The sequence below is a fragment of the Mesorhizobium sp. M1E.F.Ca.ET.045.02.1.1 genome (genome assembly GCF_003952485.1).
Classification (GTDB): Bacteria; Pseudomonadota; Alphaproteobacteria; order Rhizobiales; family Rhizobiaceae; genus Mesorhizobium.
The window spans coordinates 4,382,742-4,399,821 of the sequence record NZ_CP034447.1; the positions used below are offsets into that span (position 1 = coordinate 4,382,742).

The following is a 17,080-nucleotide window of genomic DNA, read 5'->3' on the forward strand; positions in this document are numbered from 1 at the left end:
CAAAGCCGGCGGCGAGGACGAGCGGAGGTGATCGAATGGCTGACTGGTCCGCCGCCCAATATCTGAAGTTCGAGGACGAGCGCACGCGGCCCGCGCGGGACTTGGCGGCACAAGTTCCCGTCGACTTTCCGCGCCGCGTCGTCGACATCGGCTGCGGCCCAGGCAACTCGACCGAGCTTCTGGTCGAGCGCTGGCCGGATGCCGAGGTCAGCGGGTTCGACACCTCGCCCGACATGATCGAGAAGGCGAGGGCGCGGCTGCCCAACGTCAATTTCGAACTCGCGGATGCTTCCGCCTGGCAGCCGGAGAACCCGGTCGACGTCATCTTCGCCAACGCCGTCTTCCAGTGGCTGCCGGAGCATCCGGCGGTGTTCCAGCGGCTGATGGGGCTGCTCGCGCCAGGCGGCGCCTTGGCCATCCAGATGCCCGACAATCTCGGCGAACCCGCACACAAGCTGATGCGCGATACGGCGGCCGAGATGCCGTTCGCGGCCAAGCTCGAGGGCGCGGCGCGCGGACCGCTGCCGCCGGTTTCGTTCTACTACGATCTGTTGTCGCCGCTCGCGGATCGCGTGGACATCTGGCATACGATCTACAACCATCCGCTGGCGGATGCCGAAGCGATCGTCGAATGGGTCAAGTCGACGGGGCTGAAGCCCTTCCTCGATCCGCTCGACGCGGTTGAGAAGAAGGCGTTCCTCGACAGCTATACGGCAAAGATCGCACAGGCCCATCCGAAGATGGCGAACGGCAAGGTGTTGCTGCGTTTTCCGCGCATCTTCATCATCGCCAAGCGGGCCTGACCGCTTCCGGTCAACTCATCGCGATAACTGGGACCGGCGGCTGGTTTAAGCTGGCATAAACCTGCCGAATGCGACAAGGGTTGCGCCGGGCCGTGTCCGCGCCCACATCAGAGCCCGCAACGCCCGTGCCCCGGACGGATTGGACATGCATCGCGTCATCATCAGCGGCATCGGCGCCGAAATTCCTGAAGCCGTCATCACCAATGAAGAGCTGGTCGAGAGCTTCAACAGCTGGGTCGACACCGAGAATGCACGCCGCGCTGTTACCGGCGAGACGCTGCTGCAGAAGTCGGACAGTGACTTCATCGTCCACGCGTCGGGCGTGCGGACGCGCCATGTGGTCGAGCGCGAGGGCATCCTCGATCCCACCCGCATGGCGCCGCGCATTCCGGCGCGGCCGGACGACGCGCTGTCGCTCCAGGCTGAATTCGGCATCGCATCCTCCAGAAAGGCGCTGGACCATGCTGGCCTGCAGCCCTCGGATATCGACCTGGTGATCTGCTCGGCCTCGCATCATCAGCGGCCCTATCCGGCGATCGCCATCGAGATGCAGGAGGCGCTGGGCACCAGGGGCGCCGGCTTCGACATGGGACTGGGCTGTTCTTCCGCCGCGGCCGCGCTGCACATCGCGGTCAACCTGGTCAGGGCAGGGGCGCACAGGCGCATCCTGGTCTCGACGCCCGAGATCATCACCGGCCATCTCAACTTCCGCGACCGGCAGACGCATTTCATCTTCGGCGACGCTTCCGTCGCAATGATCGTCGAGGGGCTCAACCAGGGCGAAAAGCGGCCGGGACGCTTCGAGGTGCTCGACACGCGCACCTGGACGCAGTTGTCGAACAACATCCGCACCAATCTCGGCTACCACACCCGCACCGCCCAGGACGATCCCTACATGATCAAGCTCGAGGGCAACCTGATCAAGCAGGTCGGCAACAAGGTGTTCAAGGAAGTCACCGTCGCCGGCCACAAATTCATCGTCGAATTCCTGGCCGAGCATGGGCTGACGCCGCAAGGCATCCGCCGCTTCTGGCTGCATCAGGCGAATGCGCGCATGAACGCGATGATCCTGAAACTCGCCTTCGGCCACGATGTCGGCCACGACCGCGCGCCGATGGTGCTGGAGCGGCTCGGCAACACGGCTGGCGCCGGCGCGATCGTGGCGCTGTCGGAGAACCACGCCGACATGAAGGCCGGCGATTTCGGCCTGCTCTGCGCCTTCGGGGCCGGTTATTCGATCGGCGGCGCGCTGTTGAAAATGCTGTGACCCCTCGTATCTATGCCGGTGCGAAGGGCACCAGCATGGGCACGCGCCTGGCATAGTCGTCATAGGCGGTGCCGAGCTCGCCGCGCAGGAAGCTCTCTTCCAGCCTGGCCTTCACGACGATGCCGATGATCAGCAGCACTGCGCCGGCAATGCCCCAGACCGTGCCCTTGGCCGCCATGGTGGCGAGGATTGCCAGCAGCAGGCCGCTATAGATCGGGTGGCGGACCAACCCGTAAGGGCCGGTATCGACCACGCGGTGGTCGGCCTTGGCGGTGATGGTGCCGGACCAAAGCCGGCCGAGATGCAGGCGCGCCCACCAGGAGAAGGCGAGGCCGATGGCGATCAGGGCAACGCAGATCCATGCTTCCGTCAGCGTCGGCGTCCAAACCCGCAGCCGGCCGACATAGCCGTGCGCCGGCACGAACAGCAGGATCGTGCCGATGGCCCACAGGATGCGATAACGGAACTCAGCCCGGAAGCCTGCACGCTTTTGCACCGGGTCGGCCCAAGCGGCGGCCAAGAGCCAAGACACGACCCAAATCAGCCAGAGCGCGGCGATTGCGGGTGCGGGATGCATTTGGATACCTCCTGCCAGGGGCTACCATCAGATCGATGACGCGGGGCGGCAATACGGCGCATGGCGAAATCGGATAGCGTTTTCGGTAAGAAGATCGTGATCATCCGCGTATCAAGCTGGTTGATCGGACCATCAGCGCTTTCGACTGGACCGCAAGGCAGGGGATCGCTAGAGCCGCGACATGCAAGACTCCAAAACCAATTCAGAGCTCTCCCCGGCGACCGAGCAGTCCGTCGACATCGTGCCGGCCCACAAGCTCGCGGCGAAGGCGGCCGCGCTCTACAAAGCGCCTTTCGATCGTTTCGAGACGAGACCGGTGGAGGAATTGCGGCTCGGCTTCGACGGCATCGAGGGCGATTTCCATGCCGGCGCGACGCGACGGTCCGGCGGGCGCGAGCCCTGGTATCCACGCGGCACCGAGATGCGCAACGAGAGGCAGTTGTCACTCGTGGCGGCGGACGAGCTTGCCATGGTCGCCGAGCGCATGGGCATCGCGGAGATCAAGCCGGAATGGATCGGCGCCAACCTGCTGATCGAGGGCCTGCCGCGTCTCTCCATGCTGCCGGCGGGGTCCTTGCTGTTCTTCAAGGAAGGCGTGACCATCAAGATCGATGCGCAAAACGGGCCCTGCCGCTTCTCCGGGCGCTCGGTGGCCGAGAACGCCGACATGGCTGATCGTGAGGCGGGAGCGCTGCTGTTCCCCAAGGCGGCGAAGCGGCTGCGCGGCCTCGTCGCCTGGGTCGAGAAGCCAGGCATCATCAGAGCAGGCGAGGAGATCTCGGTGCGGGTGCCGGAGCAGTGGATCTATCGCGCTTAGGTCAAGGCCGCGCCGCTTTCGCAGCGCGGCCTTGCGCGTTCAAGCCGCCTTGCGGTTCTTGTTGGCGCCCTGGGCCATGACCGAGATATCGTCCCACTTCTCCCAGGTGGCGATACGGTTGGCGTATTCCTGGCGGATCATCGGCAGGCCGCCATCGCCGAAGAAGACTCTCAGCGGCGGCTCGGCAGCGTCGACGACAGCCAGCATTGCCGGACCGGTCGCCTCGGGATCGCCGGCGACAGCGCGGCTGCGGCGCTCGGCCATCGCGGCGCGGGCGGGCGCGTAAGCCTCGATCGCTTTCGATGTCTTGGCCGACGGGCCGGCCCAGTCGGTGGAGAAGCCACCCGGTTCGACCAGCGTGACATGGATGCCGAATTCGGCGACCTCCAGGCTGAGCGACTGGCTGAACGCCTCCAGCGCCCATTTCGAAGCGTGATAAAGGCCGAGCGAGGCAAAGGCGTTGACGCCGCCGATCGAGGAGATCTGGATGATGTGGCCGGAGCGCTGCGCCCGCATGATAGGCAGCGCAGCCTGGGTGACCCAAAGCGCGCCGAAGACGTTGGTCTCGATCTGGTCGCGCGCTTCCTGCTCGGAGACCTCCTCGATGGCGCCGAAATGGCCGTAGCCGGCATTGTTGATGACGACGTCGAGCCGGCCGAAGCGCTTGTGCGCCTCGGCGATCGCGGCGTCGACCGCTTGCTTGTCGGTGACGTCGAGCTTGATGGCGGCAATGTTGTCGCCATATTTTTCGACGAGATCGGCGAGTGTGCCGGCATCGCGCGCGGTTGCCGCGACGCGATCGCCGCGGGCGAGCGCGGCTTCGGCCCAGACGCGGCCAAAACCCTTCGACGATCCGGTGATGAACCAAACCCTGTCAGTCATGATCTGTGATCCTTGCCCTTAGAGGGGTTTCAGCGTTTCTCGGAATCGCCGAGCCACTCCAAGTCTTTGTTTTCGCGTAATTCCGGTCGGAAAACCGCTGCGGGCATTCCTGGAATTGCTCTGGGGGACGATGTATTCCGGATGTAAACGGAGGATACTCCGCTTGCTGCATATACGGCGCTCTCGGCGCTTTTCCAGAGGCGCCGCCGGAATTATTTGGTGGCAGGGTCAGGGATAGCGCACCGCGCTCGACCAGGCCGGGTCCTCATGCCTCTGCCAGTAAAGGCGCATCAGACGCTCGGTGATCGTACCGACCTTGCCATCGGCCACGGGGGCGCCGTCGATCGTCGTGACGGGCATAATGCCGCCGGCGGTCGAGGTGATAAAGACTTCGTCGGCCTCTTTCAGCGCAGCCACGCTGACATCCGTCGCCACCGCAGAGAGCCCCGCCTCGGCGCATAGGTCAAACACGGTACGGCGCGTGATCCCGGGCAGCACGCCGACGGCGGGCGTCGACAGTTTGCCCGCCTTGACGCAGAACACGTTGAAGCCTGGACCTTCGGCGAGGTTGCCGCTGAAGTCGAGGATCAGCGCGGTATCGGCGCCGCGGTCGTAGGCATCATAGAGCCCACGCACCAGGTCCAGCCAGTGATAGTTCTTGATCGAGGGATCGATCGAGGCAGGCGGAATGCGGACCTTGTCGCTGATCGCGACATGGAGGCCGCTTCGCAACTGCTCGGCATTGGCGACCGAGCCAAAGGGGACGGCGAAAGCCATGAAGCGGTTGATCGCCTGACGCGGATCGCGGCTGAAGGTCGGCGAAGCGCCGCGCGTGCACAGCATCTCGACATAGGCGGCTCGATGGCCCGACAGTGCAACGCAATTGTGAAGGATTTCGGCGACGCCGTCGCGGTCGAACGGGATGGTCATGCGAAGCTTTTCCAGCCCGCCGAAGAAACGCTCGAGATGCAGGTCGAGACGGAAAAAGCGGCCATCCCAGACATGAACCGTATCGTAAGTGGCGTCCGAATGCAGGAAGCCCCAGTCCAGCACCGAGACTTTGGCTTGGGACATCGGCAGATATTGGCCATCCAGGTAAGCCACGCCGTCCGGATAGGCGTGCGGGTCGAGATAACGATCTGACAGAACGGGGAGCGGCCCGGCGGGCTTGGCGGCGGCTTGGCTCATTTCTATCATTCCTCCCTCGTCGCTGCGGCAGGCTAGCGTGCGGCTCCGGACGCAGTAGAGCCAGGTCACCGGCGCCGCTTGGCCTGCGAGGCGGCTGCCGCGTTCGAGGCGGTTCCCGTCAGCCTCACTCGTCCTCGTCGTCCTCGTCCAGCAAGCGCGTCGCGCGCCAGCGGGTGAGCACCTCATTGGTCCGCTCGATGACGAAGAAGCGCGCCGAGTCCCGGTCATAGCCTTCGGCAAGCAGCTTCTCGTAGTCGGTATGGGCGTGGCGGACATGGGCGATGGTTGCCAGCCACACTGCGATCGTCGGCGGCAAACTCTTCATATGCACGGCCCCGGCGTCGGCGCGGATCTTTTCCATGTCGGCATAGGGGGCGAGCGGCAAGAGCGCGGTCAACGCCTTGGCGATGGCGCGGCGGCGGCCGGTGGGCGCGCTCATTTCTCGTCGCGCCCGGCAATGGTCGCTTCCGGGAAGGCATCGATCGAAGCGTAGTAGGGCTTGATGTCGATGACCGGCGTGCCGTCGAGCACATCGATGGCATCGATCTCGATACGGCCTGCCTCAATATCGAGCGCGACGAGCTTCGCGACATGCAGACCGACAGGGTTCGGCCGGGCGGGGGAGCGCAGCGAGAAAACGCCTTTCGGTTCGGCAGCATGGCGTGGTTTCTGCACGATGAGATTCCGCGGAGCGTGATCGAGCCAGGACAGGACGGCGATGTGGCTGGCGCGGTCGAGGTTTCGCAGTCCCGGGCGGTAGGCCTCCTCGATCAGAATCGCTGCCGTCCGTCCGGTCTCGCGGGCTGCGCGCATGTTCTTCGGACAATCCTCACGACTGGTCCAGGGCGAGAGGATGTGACCGATGAAGACGATATGGCCATCCGGCGGCATATCCGCCGGGTCGGCCTCCAGGAGCTTCTCACCCTCGCGCGTCTCGAACATCGCGTTCCGTCCACTCAACCGTTTTCGGCGCGCGGATCATGGCTGCGCCATTTTCTTGTCCGGAAGCGACATAGCGCTTGCCAGGGTTTCAAATTCGACATAAACATATCTTTATATCTTTCAACGAGAACCCGCTCATGCATGTCACCCTCGACACGATGGTAGATACATTGAAGGCGGCGGCCGAATCCAGCCGCCTGCGCATCCTGGTGCTGCTGTCGCGCGGCGATCTCACAGTCTCCGACCTTACTGAAATCCTTGGCCAATCGCAGCCCCGCGTCTCCCGGCATCTGAAGCTCCTGCTCGATGCCGGGCTGATCGGCCGCTACCAGGAAGGGTCGTGGGCATTCTTCAGGCTGTCGGATACGGACAGCTCGCGTGCCTTCGTGCAGCGTCTGGTCTCGGGCGTGCGCGAGGCCGATCCGCAGGTGGTGCGCGATCTGGAGCGGCTGGCAGCGGTCAAGCGCAAACGGCAAGACCGTGCCGCAGAGTATTTCTCGGAGAACGCCGCGAGCTGGGATCGAATCCGCTCGCTGCATGTACCGGACCGCGCGGTGGAAGCCGCGCTGCTGAAGCTTGTCGGCAAGCGACCGTTCCAGTCGATGCTCGACCTCGGCACCGGCACCGGCAGGCTGCTGGAGATCTTTGCGCCGCTCTACCGGCGCGGCGTCGGCATAGACATGTCGCGCGAGATGCTGACGGTAGCGCGCGCCAATCTCGACAAGGCGGGCGTCGCCAACGCGCAAGTGCGCCAGGGCGACATTTTTTCGCCGCCGGTCGAGCGCAACGCCTTCGACCTCGTCACTATCCACCAGGTGCTGCACTATCTCGACGATCCGGGCCGCGCCATCGATGAGGCGGCGAGGCTGCTGCGTCCGGCGGGCAGGCTGGTCATCGTCGACTTCGCGCCTCACAATCTGGAGTTCCTGCGCGACCAGCATGCGCATATGCGGCTCGGCTTCTCCGACCGGCAGATCGCCGACTGGTTCGCGGAGGCAGGGCTCGATCTCGAAGACAGCCAGGAATTCGAGCCGCGCGGCCAGGCAGAGGCAAAACTCACCGTCAAGCTCTGGCTCGGCCGCGACCGTCGCCTTCTGATCGCCGACCCGTCCAACGACGTACTCCCAGCAAGGGAAACAGCCTGATGAACCAGTTCCGCTTTTCCCGCCGCCCAGACATTGGCGACAAGGTCCGGGTGTCGTTCGAGTTCTTCCCGCCGAAGACCGACGACATGGAAGCAAGGTTGTGGGACACCGTCACAAGGCTGGAGCCGCTCAAGCCGCAATTCGTGTCGGTGACCTACGGCGCAGGCGGCTCGACCCGCGAGCGCACGGCGCGCACGGTCAAGCGCATTCTCAACGAGACGACGCTGACGCCGGCGGCGCACATGACCTGTGTCGATGCCGCCCGCCATCAGGTCGACGCCGTCATCCGTGAATTCGCCGATTTCGGCGTTACCCGTTTCGTCGCCTTGCGCGGCGATCCGGCCGCGGGCGTGGGAACCGCCTACCGTCCGCATCCCGACGGCTACGCCAACGGCGCCGAACTGGTCGGGGCGCTGAAAAGCGTCGGCGATTTCGACATATCGGTCTCGGCCTATCCGGAAAAACATCCGGAAAGTCCGGACTTCGCCACCGACATCGACATGCTGAAGCGCAAGGTCGACAACGGCGCGACGCGGGCGATCACCCAGTTCTTCTTCGACAACGACCTTTACGAACGCTATGTCGAGCGGGCGCGGCGCGCCGGCATCTACATCCCGATCGTGCCGGGCATCCTGCCGGTGCATAGTTTCACCCAGGTCGCCAATTTCTCCTCGCGCTGCGGCGCGCTGGTGCCGGCATGGCTGGCCGAACGCTTCGAAGGGCTCGAGAATGATCCGCAGACCCACGCGCTCGTTGCCTCCGCGGTGGCGGCGGAGCAGGTGCTCGACCTCGTCGAACGCGGCGTCAGCGATTTCCACTTCTACACGATGAACCGCGCCGATCTGGTCTTCGCCGTCTGCCACATGATCGGCATCCGCTCGCATGAGGCGGATGTGGCCGGATCGGCCGCGGCTTAATGCATGTCGCCCAAAAGTGTGCAGCGGTTTTGGGAATACGACATGCATAAAGATTGAAACGGAAAAGGCCGGGTGGAACCCGGCCTTTCGAACTGTTTGGACTATTTTCGGTGCTTGTCTTCCCGGCTTTGGCGGGTCAGGGAAGAACGCCTATGATAAGGGCACCGATGAATGCGAACGCTGCACAAATCATCAATGCGTTGATTGGCCTCGTCAGTCCCATGCCATAGCCTCCTCTTAAGAGCTATGGCCGGAATCTAGAGTCATTTGTGCCACAGGCAAGCGGAAAACATGCTGCAATGCGACATGATTGTGGAATTTGCGACTTGGGATTTGCCGTTAGCCATTGAAAGTCTTCGGCAAAAGTCGTCTCAGGCGTTGTGAATAAATTGTGGCGGCGTTGTGGCATGACACCGCTACCATCGGCCGAACAGGCGTCCGTCAATGGTGAGAAGGCCGAGTGCGATCAGCGCCATGCCGCCCATTTCGAAGAGCTGCAGTCGTTCCCCGAGGAACAGGAAACCGAGCAGCACCGCGCTGACCGGCACGACCAGCGTGACCAGCGAGGCATTGGTGGCGCCGGCCGAGGCGACGAGGTTGAAGTAGAGGATATAGGCGAAGGCGGTGGACAGCAGCGCCAGCGCAACCACCGCGGCCCAGACAGGCGGCGAGGCCGAAAACAGTCCGGCAGGGCCGTACGCAGTGAGCACGACCGGGACCATGATGATGGTCGAGGCGGTCAGCTGCCCCGTGGCGATGACCGGCGAGGGCACGCCCTTGAAGCGGCGCGCGATCATCAGGGCAACCGCGTAGGACAGCGAGGCACCGATCAGCGCGAACTTGGCCCAGACCGGCCCGCCGAGGCCGGCGACCAGGCCAGGCCCGATCATCACTGCCGTGCCGGCAACGCCGAGCGCGATGCCGGCCAGCTTGTTCCACGACAGCTTCTCGTCCGTGGTGAGCGCGTTGGCGAGGATCAGCGTCCAGAACGGCGTGGTGGCGTTGAGCACCGAAGCGACTCCGGCGCCGAGCTCGGTCTGGCCGGCGAAGATCAGGGAGAAGGGGACGATGTTGTTGGTGAATGCCAGCAGGAAGAACATGCCGGCGTAAGGAAAGGCGAGGCGGAAGGACGGGCCGCGCATCGCCAGATAGAGCTGAAGCGCCGCCGCGGCGATGGCGACGCGAAACAGCACCAGCGCCAGCGGGTGGATCTCGGACACGGCAATGCGGGCAAAGAAGAACGAGCCGCCCCAGATCGCGCCGAGCAGCAGCAGTTGCGCCCAGTCCTTGAGCGTCATCGGTCCGCGCGTCGCCGCGGCGCCAGCCGTAATCGTCATGTCGTCAACCCTCCCAGGCCGGTCGCAGTCTCGGCCCGCCGAACAGCCTCCAACCGATATCCGGTCTGGCGGCAAGGGCCACCCGAAACCCGACTGGTGGTTTAGCGTTCGAAAAAGGGTGCAGCGAGCCGTCCGGGAAGACGAGACACAGAACTGTTTTCTTTGGCGGCTACCTAGGATTAATTGTGCGCGCCCCAGATCAAGGATTCGTCCATGCAGCGATTCGAAAATGCCCGCGAGGCGGCACTGGCGTTTCGTCCGGACGATCCGGTCTATTGCTTCCGTCCGCAGGTGCTGAAGGCCGATGCCTTGCAGTTCATGGGCATGTTCCCCGGCAAGACCGCCTATGCGGTCAAGACCAATGGCGAGCAGATCGTGCTGAAGACGCTGGTCGAGGCAGGCGTCGGCGCCTTCGACGTCGCCTCGCCCGGCGAGTTCGCCGCCGTGCGCGCCGTCTCGCCCGACGCTGAGATGCTCTACATGCATCCGGTCAAGGCGCAGTCGGACATCAAGCTGGCGCTGGAGAAATACGGTATCCGGGTGATCTCGCTCGACCATGAGGACGAGATCACCAAGCTGACGCGCGTCGTGCGTGCGCTCGATATCGACCCGGGCGCGCTGACGGTGTTCGTGCGCATCCAGACCAAGGGCCAAGCCGCCTATGAGCTGTCGAAGAAGTTCGGCGCCGGGCCCGCCAATGCGGTCGAGCTTGCCGAGCGGCTCAACCGCACAGGCTACAAGGTCGGCCTCTGCTTCCACGTCGGCAGCCAGATCGAGGACCCCGACACTTATGAGCGGGCGCTCGCCTCGGCCGACTGGGTGCGCAACCGGCTGACCTTCGACATTGCCGGACTCGATGTCGGCGGCGGCTTTCCGGCCGAATACGGCCATGACCCCAATCGCAGGCACATCGAGATGCCTTCGCTGGGGCAGCTCATGTCGCGGCTCTCCGGCGACCTCAAGGAATACCAGTTCGATCGGATGCCGCTGGTGGCCGAGCCAGGCCGCGTGATCGTGGCGCGCTGCCTGTCGCTGATCGTTCGCGTGCTCTTGCGCAAGGGCAAGCGGCTCTACATCAATGACGGCATCTGGGCGTCGCTCTCCGATTCATGGACCGGCAAGATCACGCTGCCGGCGCGCTTCATTCCCGATCCCGCGATCCGCACGCGCAACGGCAGCGAGAAGACCATCGTGCCGTTCAAGGTCTGCGGCGCGACCTGCGATTCCGTCGACATCCTGTCGCGGCCGTTCTGGCTGCCGGAAACGGTCGATACCGGCGACTGGATCGAGATCGGCCATATCGGCGCCTATTCGCTGTCGCTCCGGACGCGCTTCAACGGATTCTTTCCCGATACATTCGTCGAGGTTGCGACGCCCTTCGATGAGGGTGACGCGCCGGAGGGGTTCGCCAGTCTGGAGACGATGGCGGACTAGGCAGCAGGCAGTAGGGATTAGGCAATAGGCAATAGGAGGTAGAAAGGAGGAGGGCGTGTTAATTGTCCCTATCCCTTTGAATATCGAATATCGCCTTGGTATTTTTCTACTGCCTACTGCCTACTGCCTACTGCCTACTGCCTACTGCCTACTGCCTACTGCCTACTGCCTACTGCCTGTCCTTACGCCACCCCGCCGCCGGCCTGGATGTTTTCGCCGGTGAGCCAGCGGGCTTGGTCGCTGGCGAGGAAGACAGCAACATCGGCGACATCACGCGGTGTGCCAATCCGGCCGAACGGCGACATGCCGGCGGCCACGGCACGATCCCGCTCCGGCAACAGGTCGGTGTCGGTGAAGCCTGGCGACAGCGCATTCACTGTAACCCCGCGCGGCCCGAGCTCGCGAGAGAGCACGCGAACGAACTGTTCGACAGCGCCCTTGCTGCCGAGATAGAGCGCCGTCTGCGTGAAGAACATCTTGGTACCGCCCGTCGAGACGGCAATGATGCGGCCGCCGTCGCGGACACGCTTGGCCGCTTCCTGAAGCGTGAAGAACGTGCCCTTGGCGTTGGTGCCGAAGACGCGGTCGAAATCAGCCTCGCTTGCTTCGACGAGCGGCTTGATGACAGCGACGCCGACATTGGCGACGACAATGTCGATGGCACCCAGTTGGCCCTCGGTTTCGTCGAACAGCCTGCGGACATCAGTCGGAATGGAAATATCCGCCTGAATGGCCAGTGCTTTTCCGCCGTTGGCCAAAATGGCAGCGACCACGTCATCGCCGGCTTTCCTGTTGCCGACATAGTTGATGACGACGGAGGCGCCGTTGGCGGCGAGACCCTCGGCTATGGCACGACCGATGCCGCGTGAACTGCCGGTGACAATTGCTGTTTTGCCCTGCAGTGATTGAGACATGATCGATTTCCTTCAACTCTTCAAGGCCGCGCCGATGTGGCGGCCAGTTGAGGAATAGCGACATGTAATTGATCGTATAATCACCTATTATCTGACTGTCTTGTTAATCTAGGAATACATAATGCGTGGGTCCGAATTCACCGAGCTCAAAGCGTTCGCGGCGATCGTGGAAGAGGGCAGCTTCGTCCGCGCAGCAGCGCGGTTGCGGATATCGCCGCCCGCGCTCAGCCAGTCGATCCGGCAGTTGGAGGCACGTGTCGGCGTGCGATTGCTCAACCGCACGACGCGCAGTGTCTCGCCCACCGTGGCCGGCGAGACGCTGTTTACGCGCCTTGGCGTTGCGTTCGGAGAGCTGGATGACGCTGTCGCTGAGGTTCAGGCCGCGCGTGACAACCCGGCCGGTTCGCTGCGCATCAATGTTCCGCGCGTTGCCGCAATGCGCTTCATCGCGCCGATCCTCGGCGATTTCCAGCGCGCCTATCCCGACGTCGCGCTGACAATCATCGTCGACGATCTGCTGGCCAACATTGTCGAGGGGCGTTTCGACGCCGGAATCCGCCTCGGTGAGCGGCTGGAAAAAGACATGGTGGCGGTGAAGCTGAGTGACGATCTGCAAATGGCTGCGGTGGCTGCTCCCGCCTATCTGAAGGGCCGCGCAGTCCCGCATCATCCACAGGACCTGCACCAGCACCGCTGCATCAATTTCCAATGGCCCGGCGGCGGCATCTACCGATGGGAGTTTTCGCGCGGCAAGCGATCGCTGGAAATCGCGGTCAAGGGAAGTCTCACGGTCAACGATACGGAGCTGATGCTCAACGCGGCACTGGATGGGGCTGGTGTGGCCTACATGATTGACTATCAGGTCCAGCCATGGATCGAGAGGGGCAGGCTGGCCCGGTTTCTCGAACCCTGGTCGCCCCGCTTTCCCGGTTTCTATCTATACCATCCGAGCCGACGGCTCGTGCCGCCGGCGTTGCGTGCATTCATTGATTTCGTGCGATCGAGGCGAGGGTAACGGAATCTCGCCACTGTTCACAATTTCGCCAGCAGCTCCGGCGTCGGCCAGCCATCCACGGGCAGGCCGAGCCGCATCTGCTCCTTGCGGATCGCTTCGCGGGTGTTCGTGCCCAGGATGCCGTCGACGGTGCCGACGTCGTAGCCCTTGGCTTCGAGCTTGGTTTGCAGCGCCTTCATCTGATCGCCTGTCAGGCCTTGCTCCGGCGTACGCGGGTCGAACTGCGGCGCGCCGGCAAGACGGGCCGCAAGCACCGCGGCAGTCAGCGCATAGGTGAAGGACTGGTTCCACTCCAGATAGACGTCGAAATTGTCGTAGGTCAGGAAGGCGGGACCTTTGCGGCCCATCGGCAGCGCAAGGCCGGCTTTCAGGCCATTGTCGACCAGCGGCGTGCCGTTCGGATTGGTGACGCCCCACTCAGCCCATTGCGACAGAGGCAGCTTGTTGGTGCGGCCGGTCTGGTCCCAGGGCATGTCGTCTGGCACGCGCACTTCCTCGACCCAAGGCTGATCGCGCTTCCAGCCGCGCGACAGGATCTTGTCGGCGGTGGTCATGATGACGTCCGGCGCGCTGTTTCTGAGATCGACCTTGCCGTCGCCATCGCCATCGACACCGCGGGCGAGATAGTCGGTGGGCAGGATCTGCGTCTGGCCGACCTCGCCGGCCCAGGCGCCTTTGACGTCGGCCGGCAGCACGCCGCGGTCGATCAAAGTCAGCAGCGGCACCAGTTGCGGCCGGAAGAGCTGCGGGCGGCGGCAGTCATGCGAGAGCGTGACCAGCGCATCCAGCGTGTGGAAATCGCCCTGCACGGCGCCGAAATCGGTTTCCAATCCCCAAAAGGCGGTGATGACGGCCGGCTGAACGCCGAATTCCTTGTCGGCGCGCGCGAAAACATCGGCGTATTTCTTCAGATTGGCCGTGCCCTGCTTCAGCCGGTAGGCCGAGATCATGCGGTTCGAGAATTGGGTGAAGGTCTGGGCGAACACGCCCTGAGCGCGGTCGCGCGCCAGCACCTTTTCGTCGATCGCGGCATTTTCCAGCGCGTCCAGGCCAATGGCGCCGACGCCGGCTGCCTTGGCTTCCGTCGCAACGCCCTGTTTCCAGGCTTCGAAATCACCGCCGCAGTCCTGCGCCGCCGCCGGCCAGGCGAAAGCGCCGAGGACCACCGCCGCCAAGATATCAACGCGCAATCGCATCGCTTCCCTTTCGAGACCGCCGCATGATCCGCGGCACCCGGCCGGGCCGGATGGGATCATGCGTAGATTTCAAAGCCCAGGAGCGCCGTTCAGCACCCCGGCAGGGGTGCGCCGCTCCGCATCGCCAGCGGTTGCAATTATCGCCGCCCGCCGTGTCGAAAAGCAGGCACGAGGGCCGATGTCAACGGGTGTTCTGCCGCAGCCACTTGTTCCAGGCAGCTTCCGAGCCGTTGAAAACGTTGATGTCGGACTTGCCGGTCATGCCGGGCACGATGCCGGTGCCGGTGTACTGCCAGAAGGTGAAAGGATGGCTGCCATACTTCTGACGCGGATGGCCGGCGACCGAGCGCAGCCAGTAAGGATAGCTTCGGAAGGTCGCCAGCTGGTTGTCGTCGAAGAAGTCGAGCGAAGTGTAGATGATCGGCTTCTTGCCGTAGTGGCGCTCGACGATCTGGAGGAAGGTGCTCATTTCGCTGCGCACCGTGGCGGGATCGGGGCGCAGCCTGCAGGTCGGCGACTTCGGGTTCCATTCCATGTCGAGCACCGGCGGCATTGCCGACGGGTCTTTCGGAACATTGGCGATGAACCAGCGCGCCTGGGTGGCGGCCGGCGTGCAGAAATAGAAGAAATGATAGGCCGCGCGCGGGATTCCGGCGGCCCTGGTGCGCGCCCAGTGCTCGTTGAAATAGTCGTCGAAGCGATCGCCGCCCTCGGTCGCCTTGATGAAGGCGAAGGAAATGCCGTTGGTCTTGGCCGTCGGCCAGTCGACCGAGGTTTGATATTTGGAAACATCGGTGCCATGGATGGCATAGTTCCATGGCGCGCCGCTGTCCCATTCATGCGGCTTGGAATCTTCGAAGCGGGGCGCGCGCACGGCGACCGTCTGCGACGACGGCGCCAGCGGCGAAAGATCGTCTACGGTCGAGCAGGCGCCCAACAGCGTAAGCATCAGGATGGCCGCAAGACGGCGCATGATATCCCCCGAGCCGGGATCAGCCGGCCGCTGATGGGTCCTTCACTGATGGCGGTCGCTTACGCGTGCCCCCTCCGGACGGCCTCCCCACAGGGCCGCCTGATATTCTTCGTGCATGTCGTCCCAAAGCAACTTGGCACTTTTGGGCGACATCCCTCCTTGATCGCCGAACATGGTTGATAATCCATTGACGGCGCTCGACATCGGCCACGATTTTGCGGAAGCAATGGCGGCAAATCGATGACATAAAGCGGGCCGGAAGTCCAAAAAGGGCGGGAAATATGCGGGTTGTCGTGAAATTCATCAGATGGCTGCTGGGTCTCGTGGTGCTGGCGGTGGTCGCGCTGTTTGCCTGGCTCTACTTCGCGCCGCCCGAATTGATCCGCGTCGGTTCCGGCTATTCGGCCAAGATCGTCTGCTCCAATGTCTTCATAGCGGGCCGCGATCCAGGTGAAGTGCTTGCCGTCGACGTTCAGGCACCGGGCCATCCGTTGCTCCGCCTGATGAAGGTTTCGGTCGACAGGGAAAGGGGGCTGGTTTCGGCCGGTCTGTTTTGGGTTCTGGGCAAGAGCGTTGCCGTCGAGCGCGATGGGCTCGGCTGCGCGTCGGTTCCCAATGGCGATACCGGCAAGGCGCGGCAGACGTCCGTCCGTATCGAGCCTCTGGCGGTGACTTCGCAGGATGCGCTCTGGCCCGAAGGCGAAAGGGTGGATGGCTCGCAAAACCCTGAAGTGTCGAAGATCATCGACGATGCCGCCATGGCCGGGACCGGCATGCGCGCGGTCGTGGTGGTGAAGAATGGCCGCATCGTCGCGGAGCGCTATGGCGACGGTTTTTCGGCCAAGACGCCGCTGCTCGGCTGGTCGATGACCAAGACGGTGAATGCCGCGATCGTCGGCACGCTGGTGAAGGACGGCAAGATGGCGCTCGACAACAAGGGCCTGTTCGCGCCGTGGAAGGTCGATGGCCGCGCCGCGATCAGCCTTGCCGATATGATGGCGATGTCGAGCGGGCTGGAGTTCAACGAGGATTATGGCGACGTCGCCGACGTGACGCGCATGCTCTATCTCGAGCCGGACATGGCGGGCTTTGCCGACGCCAAACCGCTCGCCGGCGATGTGGGCAAGGTGTTTTCCTATTCGAGCGGCACGGCTGTCATGCTGTCGCGGCTGTGGCAAGACGCGATCGGCGACAAGGCGAAGGCGCTGGCCTGGCCTCGGACGGCACTGTTCGAGCCGCTCGGCATGCACAGCGCGGTGCTCGAGACCGACGAGCAGGGCACGTTCGTCGGCTCGTCCTATCTCTATGCCACGGCACATGACTGGGCGCGCTTCGGCCAGTTCCTGCTGCAAGGCGGGGTGTGGAACGGCGCGGCAGTCCTGCCGTCCGGCTTCGTCGACTGGATGCGGCAGCAGGCGCCGGCCTCGAAGGTCTACGGCAAAGGCCAGGTGTGGATCGAGGGCCCGGGCGATGAGGAGAATCCCGGGGCTGGCGTTGCCGCCGGCCTGCCCAAGGACACCTACTGGATGGAAGGCCATGACGGCCAGACTGTCGCCATCGTTCCGTCGGAGCAACTGGTCGTGGTGCGGCTCGGGCTGACGCCGGCCAAGCTCGGCTACCGGCCGCAGACGATGGTGGCGGCGCTGGTGAAAGCCTTGCATCAGTAGGGGGTG

The 17,080-nt window shown here is 63.9% G+C and carries 17 protein-coding genes; 8 read left to right on the top strand and 9 right to left on the bottom strand.

The features are described from left to right. The first annotated feature begins 35 nt into the window (after positions 1-35). Together tam and EJ070_RS21065 are read left to right on the top strand one after the other, a co-directional pair. Positions 36-803 carry a trans-aconitate 2-methyltransferase gene (gene tam, locus EJ070_RS21060; RefSeq protein ID WP_126093055.1) on the top strand — a complete coding sequence of 256 codons (768 nt, stop codon included), beginning with the start codon at positions 36-38 and terminating at the stop codon, positions 801-803. Between the two features lie 145 nt (positions 804-948). Beyond that, positions 949-2,070 (top strand): beta-ketoacyl-ACP synthase III, encoded by a 1,122-nt coding sequence (locus tag EJ070_RS21065; RefSeq protein ID WP_126093056.1) that lies wholly within the window; start codon positions 949-951, stop codon positions 2,068-2,070. A 10-nt stretch (positions 2,071-2,080) separates the two neighbouring features. Here the strand turns inward: EJ070_RS21065 and EJ070_RS21070 are convergent, their stop codons facing one another. Further along, positions 2,081-2,647 carry an isoprenylcysteine carboxylmethyltransferase family protein gene (locus tag EJ070_RS21070; RefSeq protein WP_126093057.1) on the bottom strand — a complete coding sequence of 189 codons (567 nt, stop codon included), beginning with the start codon at positions 2,645-2,647 and terminating at the stop codon, positions 2,081-2,083. Positions 2,648-2,828: 181 nt separating this feature from the next. Between EJ070_RS21070 and EJ070_RS21075 the strand changes: the two genes are divergently transcribed. Further along, a complete protein-coding gene (locus EJ070_RS21075) occupies positions 2,829-3,464 on the top strand; it encodes an MOSC domain-containing protein (RefSeq protein WP_126093058.1) in 636 nt (211 codons plus the stop codon). A gap of 39 nt (positions 3,465-3,503) precedes the next feature. Here EJ070_RS21075 and EJ070_RS21080 read toward each other — a convergent pair whose 3' ends face one another. The 4 genes from EJ070_RS21080 to tsaA all read right to left on the bottom strand — a co-directional run bounded on the left by EJ070_RS21080 (position 3,504) and on the right by tsaA (position 6,476). Then, positions 3,504-4,346, bottom strand: a complete 843-nt coding sequence (locus EJ070_RS21080) for an SDR family oxidoreductase (protein ID WP_126093059.1) — start codon at positions 4,344-4,346, stop codon at positions 3,504-3,506. A gap of 228 nt (positions 4,347-4,574) precedes the next feature. Next, on the bottom strand, positions 4,575-5,534 hold the full coding sequence (locus EJ070_RS21085; protein WP_126093060.1) for a D-amino acid aminotransferase: 960 nt from the start codon (positions 5,532-5,534) through the stop codon (positions 4,575-4,577). Between the two features lie 124 nt (positions 5,535-5,658). Beyond that, positions 5,659-5,973 (bottom strand): DUF2293 domain-containing protein, encoded by a 315-nt coding sequence (locus EJ070_RS21090; RefSeq protein WP_126093061.1) that lies wholly within the window; start codon positions 5,971-5,973, stop codon positions 5,659-5,661. Continuing rightward, positions 5,970-6,476, bottom strand: coding sequence for a tRNA (N6-threonylcarbamoyladenosine(37)-N6)-methyltransferase TrmO (gene tsaA, locus EJ070_RS21095; RefSeq protein ID WP_126093062.1), 507 nt, complete (start codon positions 6,474-6,476; stop codon positions 5,970-5,972). Before tsaA ends, EJ070_RS21090 begins: the two co-directional genes overlap by 4 nt. Positions 6,477-6,613: 137 nt before the next feature. Here tsaA and EJ070_RS21100 point away from each other — a divergent pair, with 137 nt between their 5' ends. Beyond that, complete coding sequence (locus tag EJ070_RS21100; protein ID WP_126093063.1) at positions 6,614-7,621, top strand: metalloregulator ArsR/SmtB family transcription factor; 1,008 nt, start codon at positions 6,614-6,616, stop codon at positions 7,619-7,621. Next, on the top strand, positions 7,621-8,538 hold the full coding sequence (gene metF, locus EJ070_RS21105; protein ID WP_126093064.1) for a methylenetetrahydrofolate reductase [NAD(P)H]: 918 nt from the start codon (positions 7,621-7,623) through the stop codon (positions 8,536-8,538). Before EJ070_RS21100 ends, metF begins: the two co-directional genes overlap by 1 nt. A gap of 416 nt (positions 8,539-8,954) precedes the next feature. Here metF and EJ070_RS21110 read toward each other — a convergent pair whose 3' ends face one another. Next, positions 8,955-9,875, bottom strand: coding sequence for a DMT family transporter (locus EJ070_RS21110; protein WP_126093065.1), 921 nt, complete (start codon positions 9,873-9,875; stop codon positions 8,955-8,957). Positions 9,876-10,088: 213 nt separating this feature from the next. Here EJ070_RS21110 and EJ070_RS21115 point away from each other — a divergent pair, with 213 nt between their 5' ends. Next, positions 10,089-11,309: an alanine racemase gene (locus tag EJ070_RS21115; RefSeq protein ID WP_126093066.1), complete on the top strand. Its 1,221-nt coding sequence runs from the start codon at positions 10,089-10,091 to the stop codon at positions 11,307-11,309. A 182-nt stretch (positions 11,310-11,491) separates the two neighbouring features. On the opposite strand, the gene EJ070_RS21120 is transcribed toward EJ070_RS21115, so the two are convergent. Continuing rightward, a complete protein-coding gene (locus EJ070_RS21120; RefSeq protein ID WP_126093067.1) occupies positions 11,492-12,223 on the bottom strand; it encodes an SDR family oxidoreductase in 732 nt (243 codons plus the stop codon). A gap of 121 nt (positions 12,224-12,344) precedes the next feature. Here EJ070_RS21120 and EJ070_RS21125 point away from each other — a divergent pair, with 121 nt between their 5' ends. Beyond that, the gene (locus EJ070_RS21125) at positions 12,345-13,238 is read left to right on the top strand and encodes a LysR family transcriptional regulator (RefSeq protein WP_126093068.1); all 894 of its coding nucleotides are present in this window, start codon (positions 12,345-12,347) and stop codon (positions 13,236-13,238) included. A 17-nt stretch (positions 13,239-13,255) separates the two neighbouring features. Here EJ070_RS21125 and EJ070_RS21130 read toward each other — a convergent pair whose 3' ends face one another. Together EJ070_RS21130 and EJ070_RS21135 are read right to left on the bottom strand one after the other, a co-directional pair. Continuing rightward, positions 13,256-14,434 carry a lytic murein transglycosylase gene (locus tag EJ070_RS21130; protein ID WP_126093069.1) on the bottom strand — a complete coding sequence of 393 codons (1,179 nt, stop codon included), beginning with the start codon at positions 14,432-14,434 and terminating at the stop codon, positions 13,256-13,258. A 181-nt stretch (positions 14,435-14,615) separates the two neighbouring features. Further along, positions 14,616-15,407, bottom strand: coding sequence for a GH25 family lysozyme (locus EJ070_RS21135; protein ID WP_126093070.1), 792 nt, complete (start codon positions 15,405-15,407; stop codon positions 14,616-14,618). Between the two features lie 281 nt (positions 15,408-15,688). On the opposite strand from EJ070_RS21135, the gene EJ070_RS21140 reads away from it, so the two are divergent. Further along, the gene (locus EJ070_RS21140; RefSeq protein ID WP_126093071.1) at positions 15,689-17,074 is read left to right on the top strand and encodes a serine hydrolase; all 1,386 of its coding nucleotides are present in this window, start codon (positions 15,689-15,691) and stop codon (positions 17,072-17,074) included. The last annotated feature ends 6 nt before the right edge of the window (positions 17,075-17,080 follow it).

What these genes read in the sequence shown, in the direction of transcription:
- EJ070_RS21065 (WP_126093056.1), top strand. Translation starts at nt 949, where the DNA reads ATGCATCGCGTCATCATCAGCGGCATCGGCGCCGAAATTCCTGAAGCC.
- EJ070_RS21090 (WP_126093061.1), bottom strand. Translation starts at nt 5,973, where the DNA reads ATGAGCGCGCCCACCGGCCGCCGCCGCGCCATCGCCAAGGCGTTGACC.
- EJ070_RS21080 (WP_126093059.1), bottom strand. Translation starts at nt 4,346, where the DNA reads ATGACTGACAGGGTTTGGTTCATCACCGGATCGTCGAAGGGTTTTGGC.
- EJ070_RS21115 (WP_126093066.1), top strand. Translation starts at nt 10,089, where the DNA reads ATGCAGCGATTCGAAAATGCCCGCGAGGCGGCACTGGCGTTTCGTCCG.
- metF (WP_126093064.1), top strand. Translation starts at nt 7,621, where the DNA reads ATGAACCAGTTCCGCTTTTCCCGCCGCCCAGACATTGGCGACAAGGTC.
- EJ070_RS21120 (WP_126093067.1), bottom strand. Translation starts at nt 12,223, where the DNA reads ATGTCTCAATCACTGCAGGGCAAAACAGCAATTGTCACCGGCAGTTCA.
- EJ070_RS21125 (WP_126093068.1), top strand. Translation starts at nt 12,345, where the DNA reads ATGCGTGGGTCCGAATTCACCGAGCTCAAAGCGTTCGCGGCGATCGTG.
- EJ070_RS21075 (WP_126093058.1), top strand. Translation starts at nt 2,829, where the DNA reads ATGCAAGACTCCAAAACCAATTCAGAGCTCTCCCCGGCGACCGAGCAG.
- EJ070_RS21110 (WP_126093065.1), bottom strand. Translation starts at nt 9,875, where the DNA reads ATGACGATTACGGCTGGCGCCGCGGCGACGCGCGGACCGATGACGCTC.
- EJ070_RS21135 (WP_126093070.1), bottom strand. Translation starts at nt 15,407, where the DNA reads ATGCGCCGTCTTGCGGCCATCCTGATGCTTACGCTGTTGGGCGCCTGC.
- EJ070_RS21085 (WP_126093060.1), bottom strand. Translation starts at nt 5,534, where the DNA reads ATGAGCCAAGCCGCCGCCAAGCCCGCCGGGCCGCTCCCCGTTCTGTCA.
- tam (WP_126093055.1), top strand. Translation starts at nt 36, where the DNA reads ATGGCTGACTGGTCCGCCGCCCAATATCTGAAGTTCGAGGACGAGCGC.
- EJ070_RS21100 (WP_126093063.1), top strand. Translation starts at nt 6,614, where the DNA reads ATGCATGTCACCCTCGACACGATGGTAGATACATTGAAGGCGGCGGCC.
- EJ070_RS21070 (WP_126093057.1), bottom strand. Translation starts at nt 2,647, where the DNA reads ATGCATCCCGCACCCGCAATCGCCGCGCTCTGGCTGATTTGGGTCGTG.
- EJ070_RS21140 (WP_126093071.1), top strand. Translation starts at nt 15,689, where the DNA reads ATGCGGGTTGTCGTGAAATTCATCAGATGGCTGCTGGGTCTCGTGGTG.
- tsaA (WP_126093062.1), bottom strand. Translation starts at nt 6,476, where the DNA reads ATGTTCGAGACGCGCGAGGGTGAGAAGCTCCTGGAGGCCGACCCGGCG.
- EJ070_RS21130 (WP_126093069.1), bottom strand. Translation starts at nt 14,434, where the DNA reads ATGCGATTGCGCGTTGATATCTTGGCGGCGGTGGTCCTCGGCGCTTTC.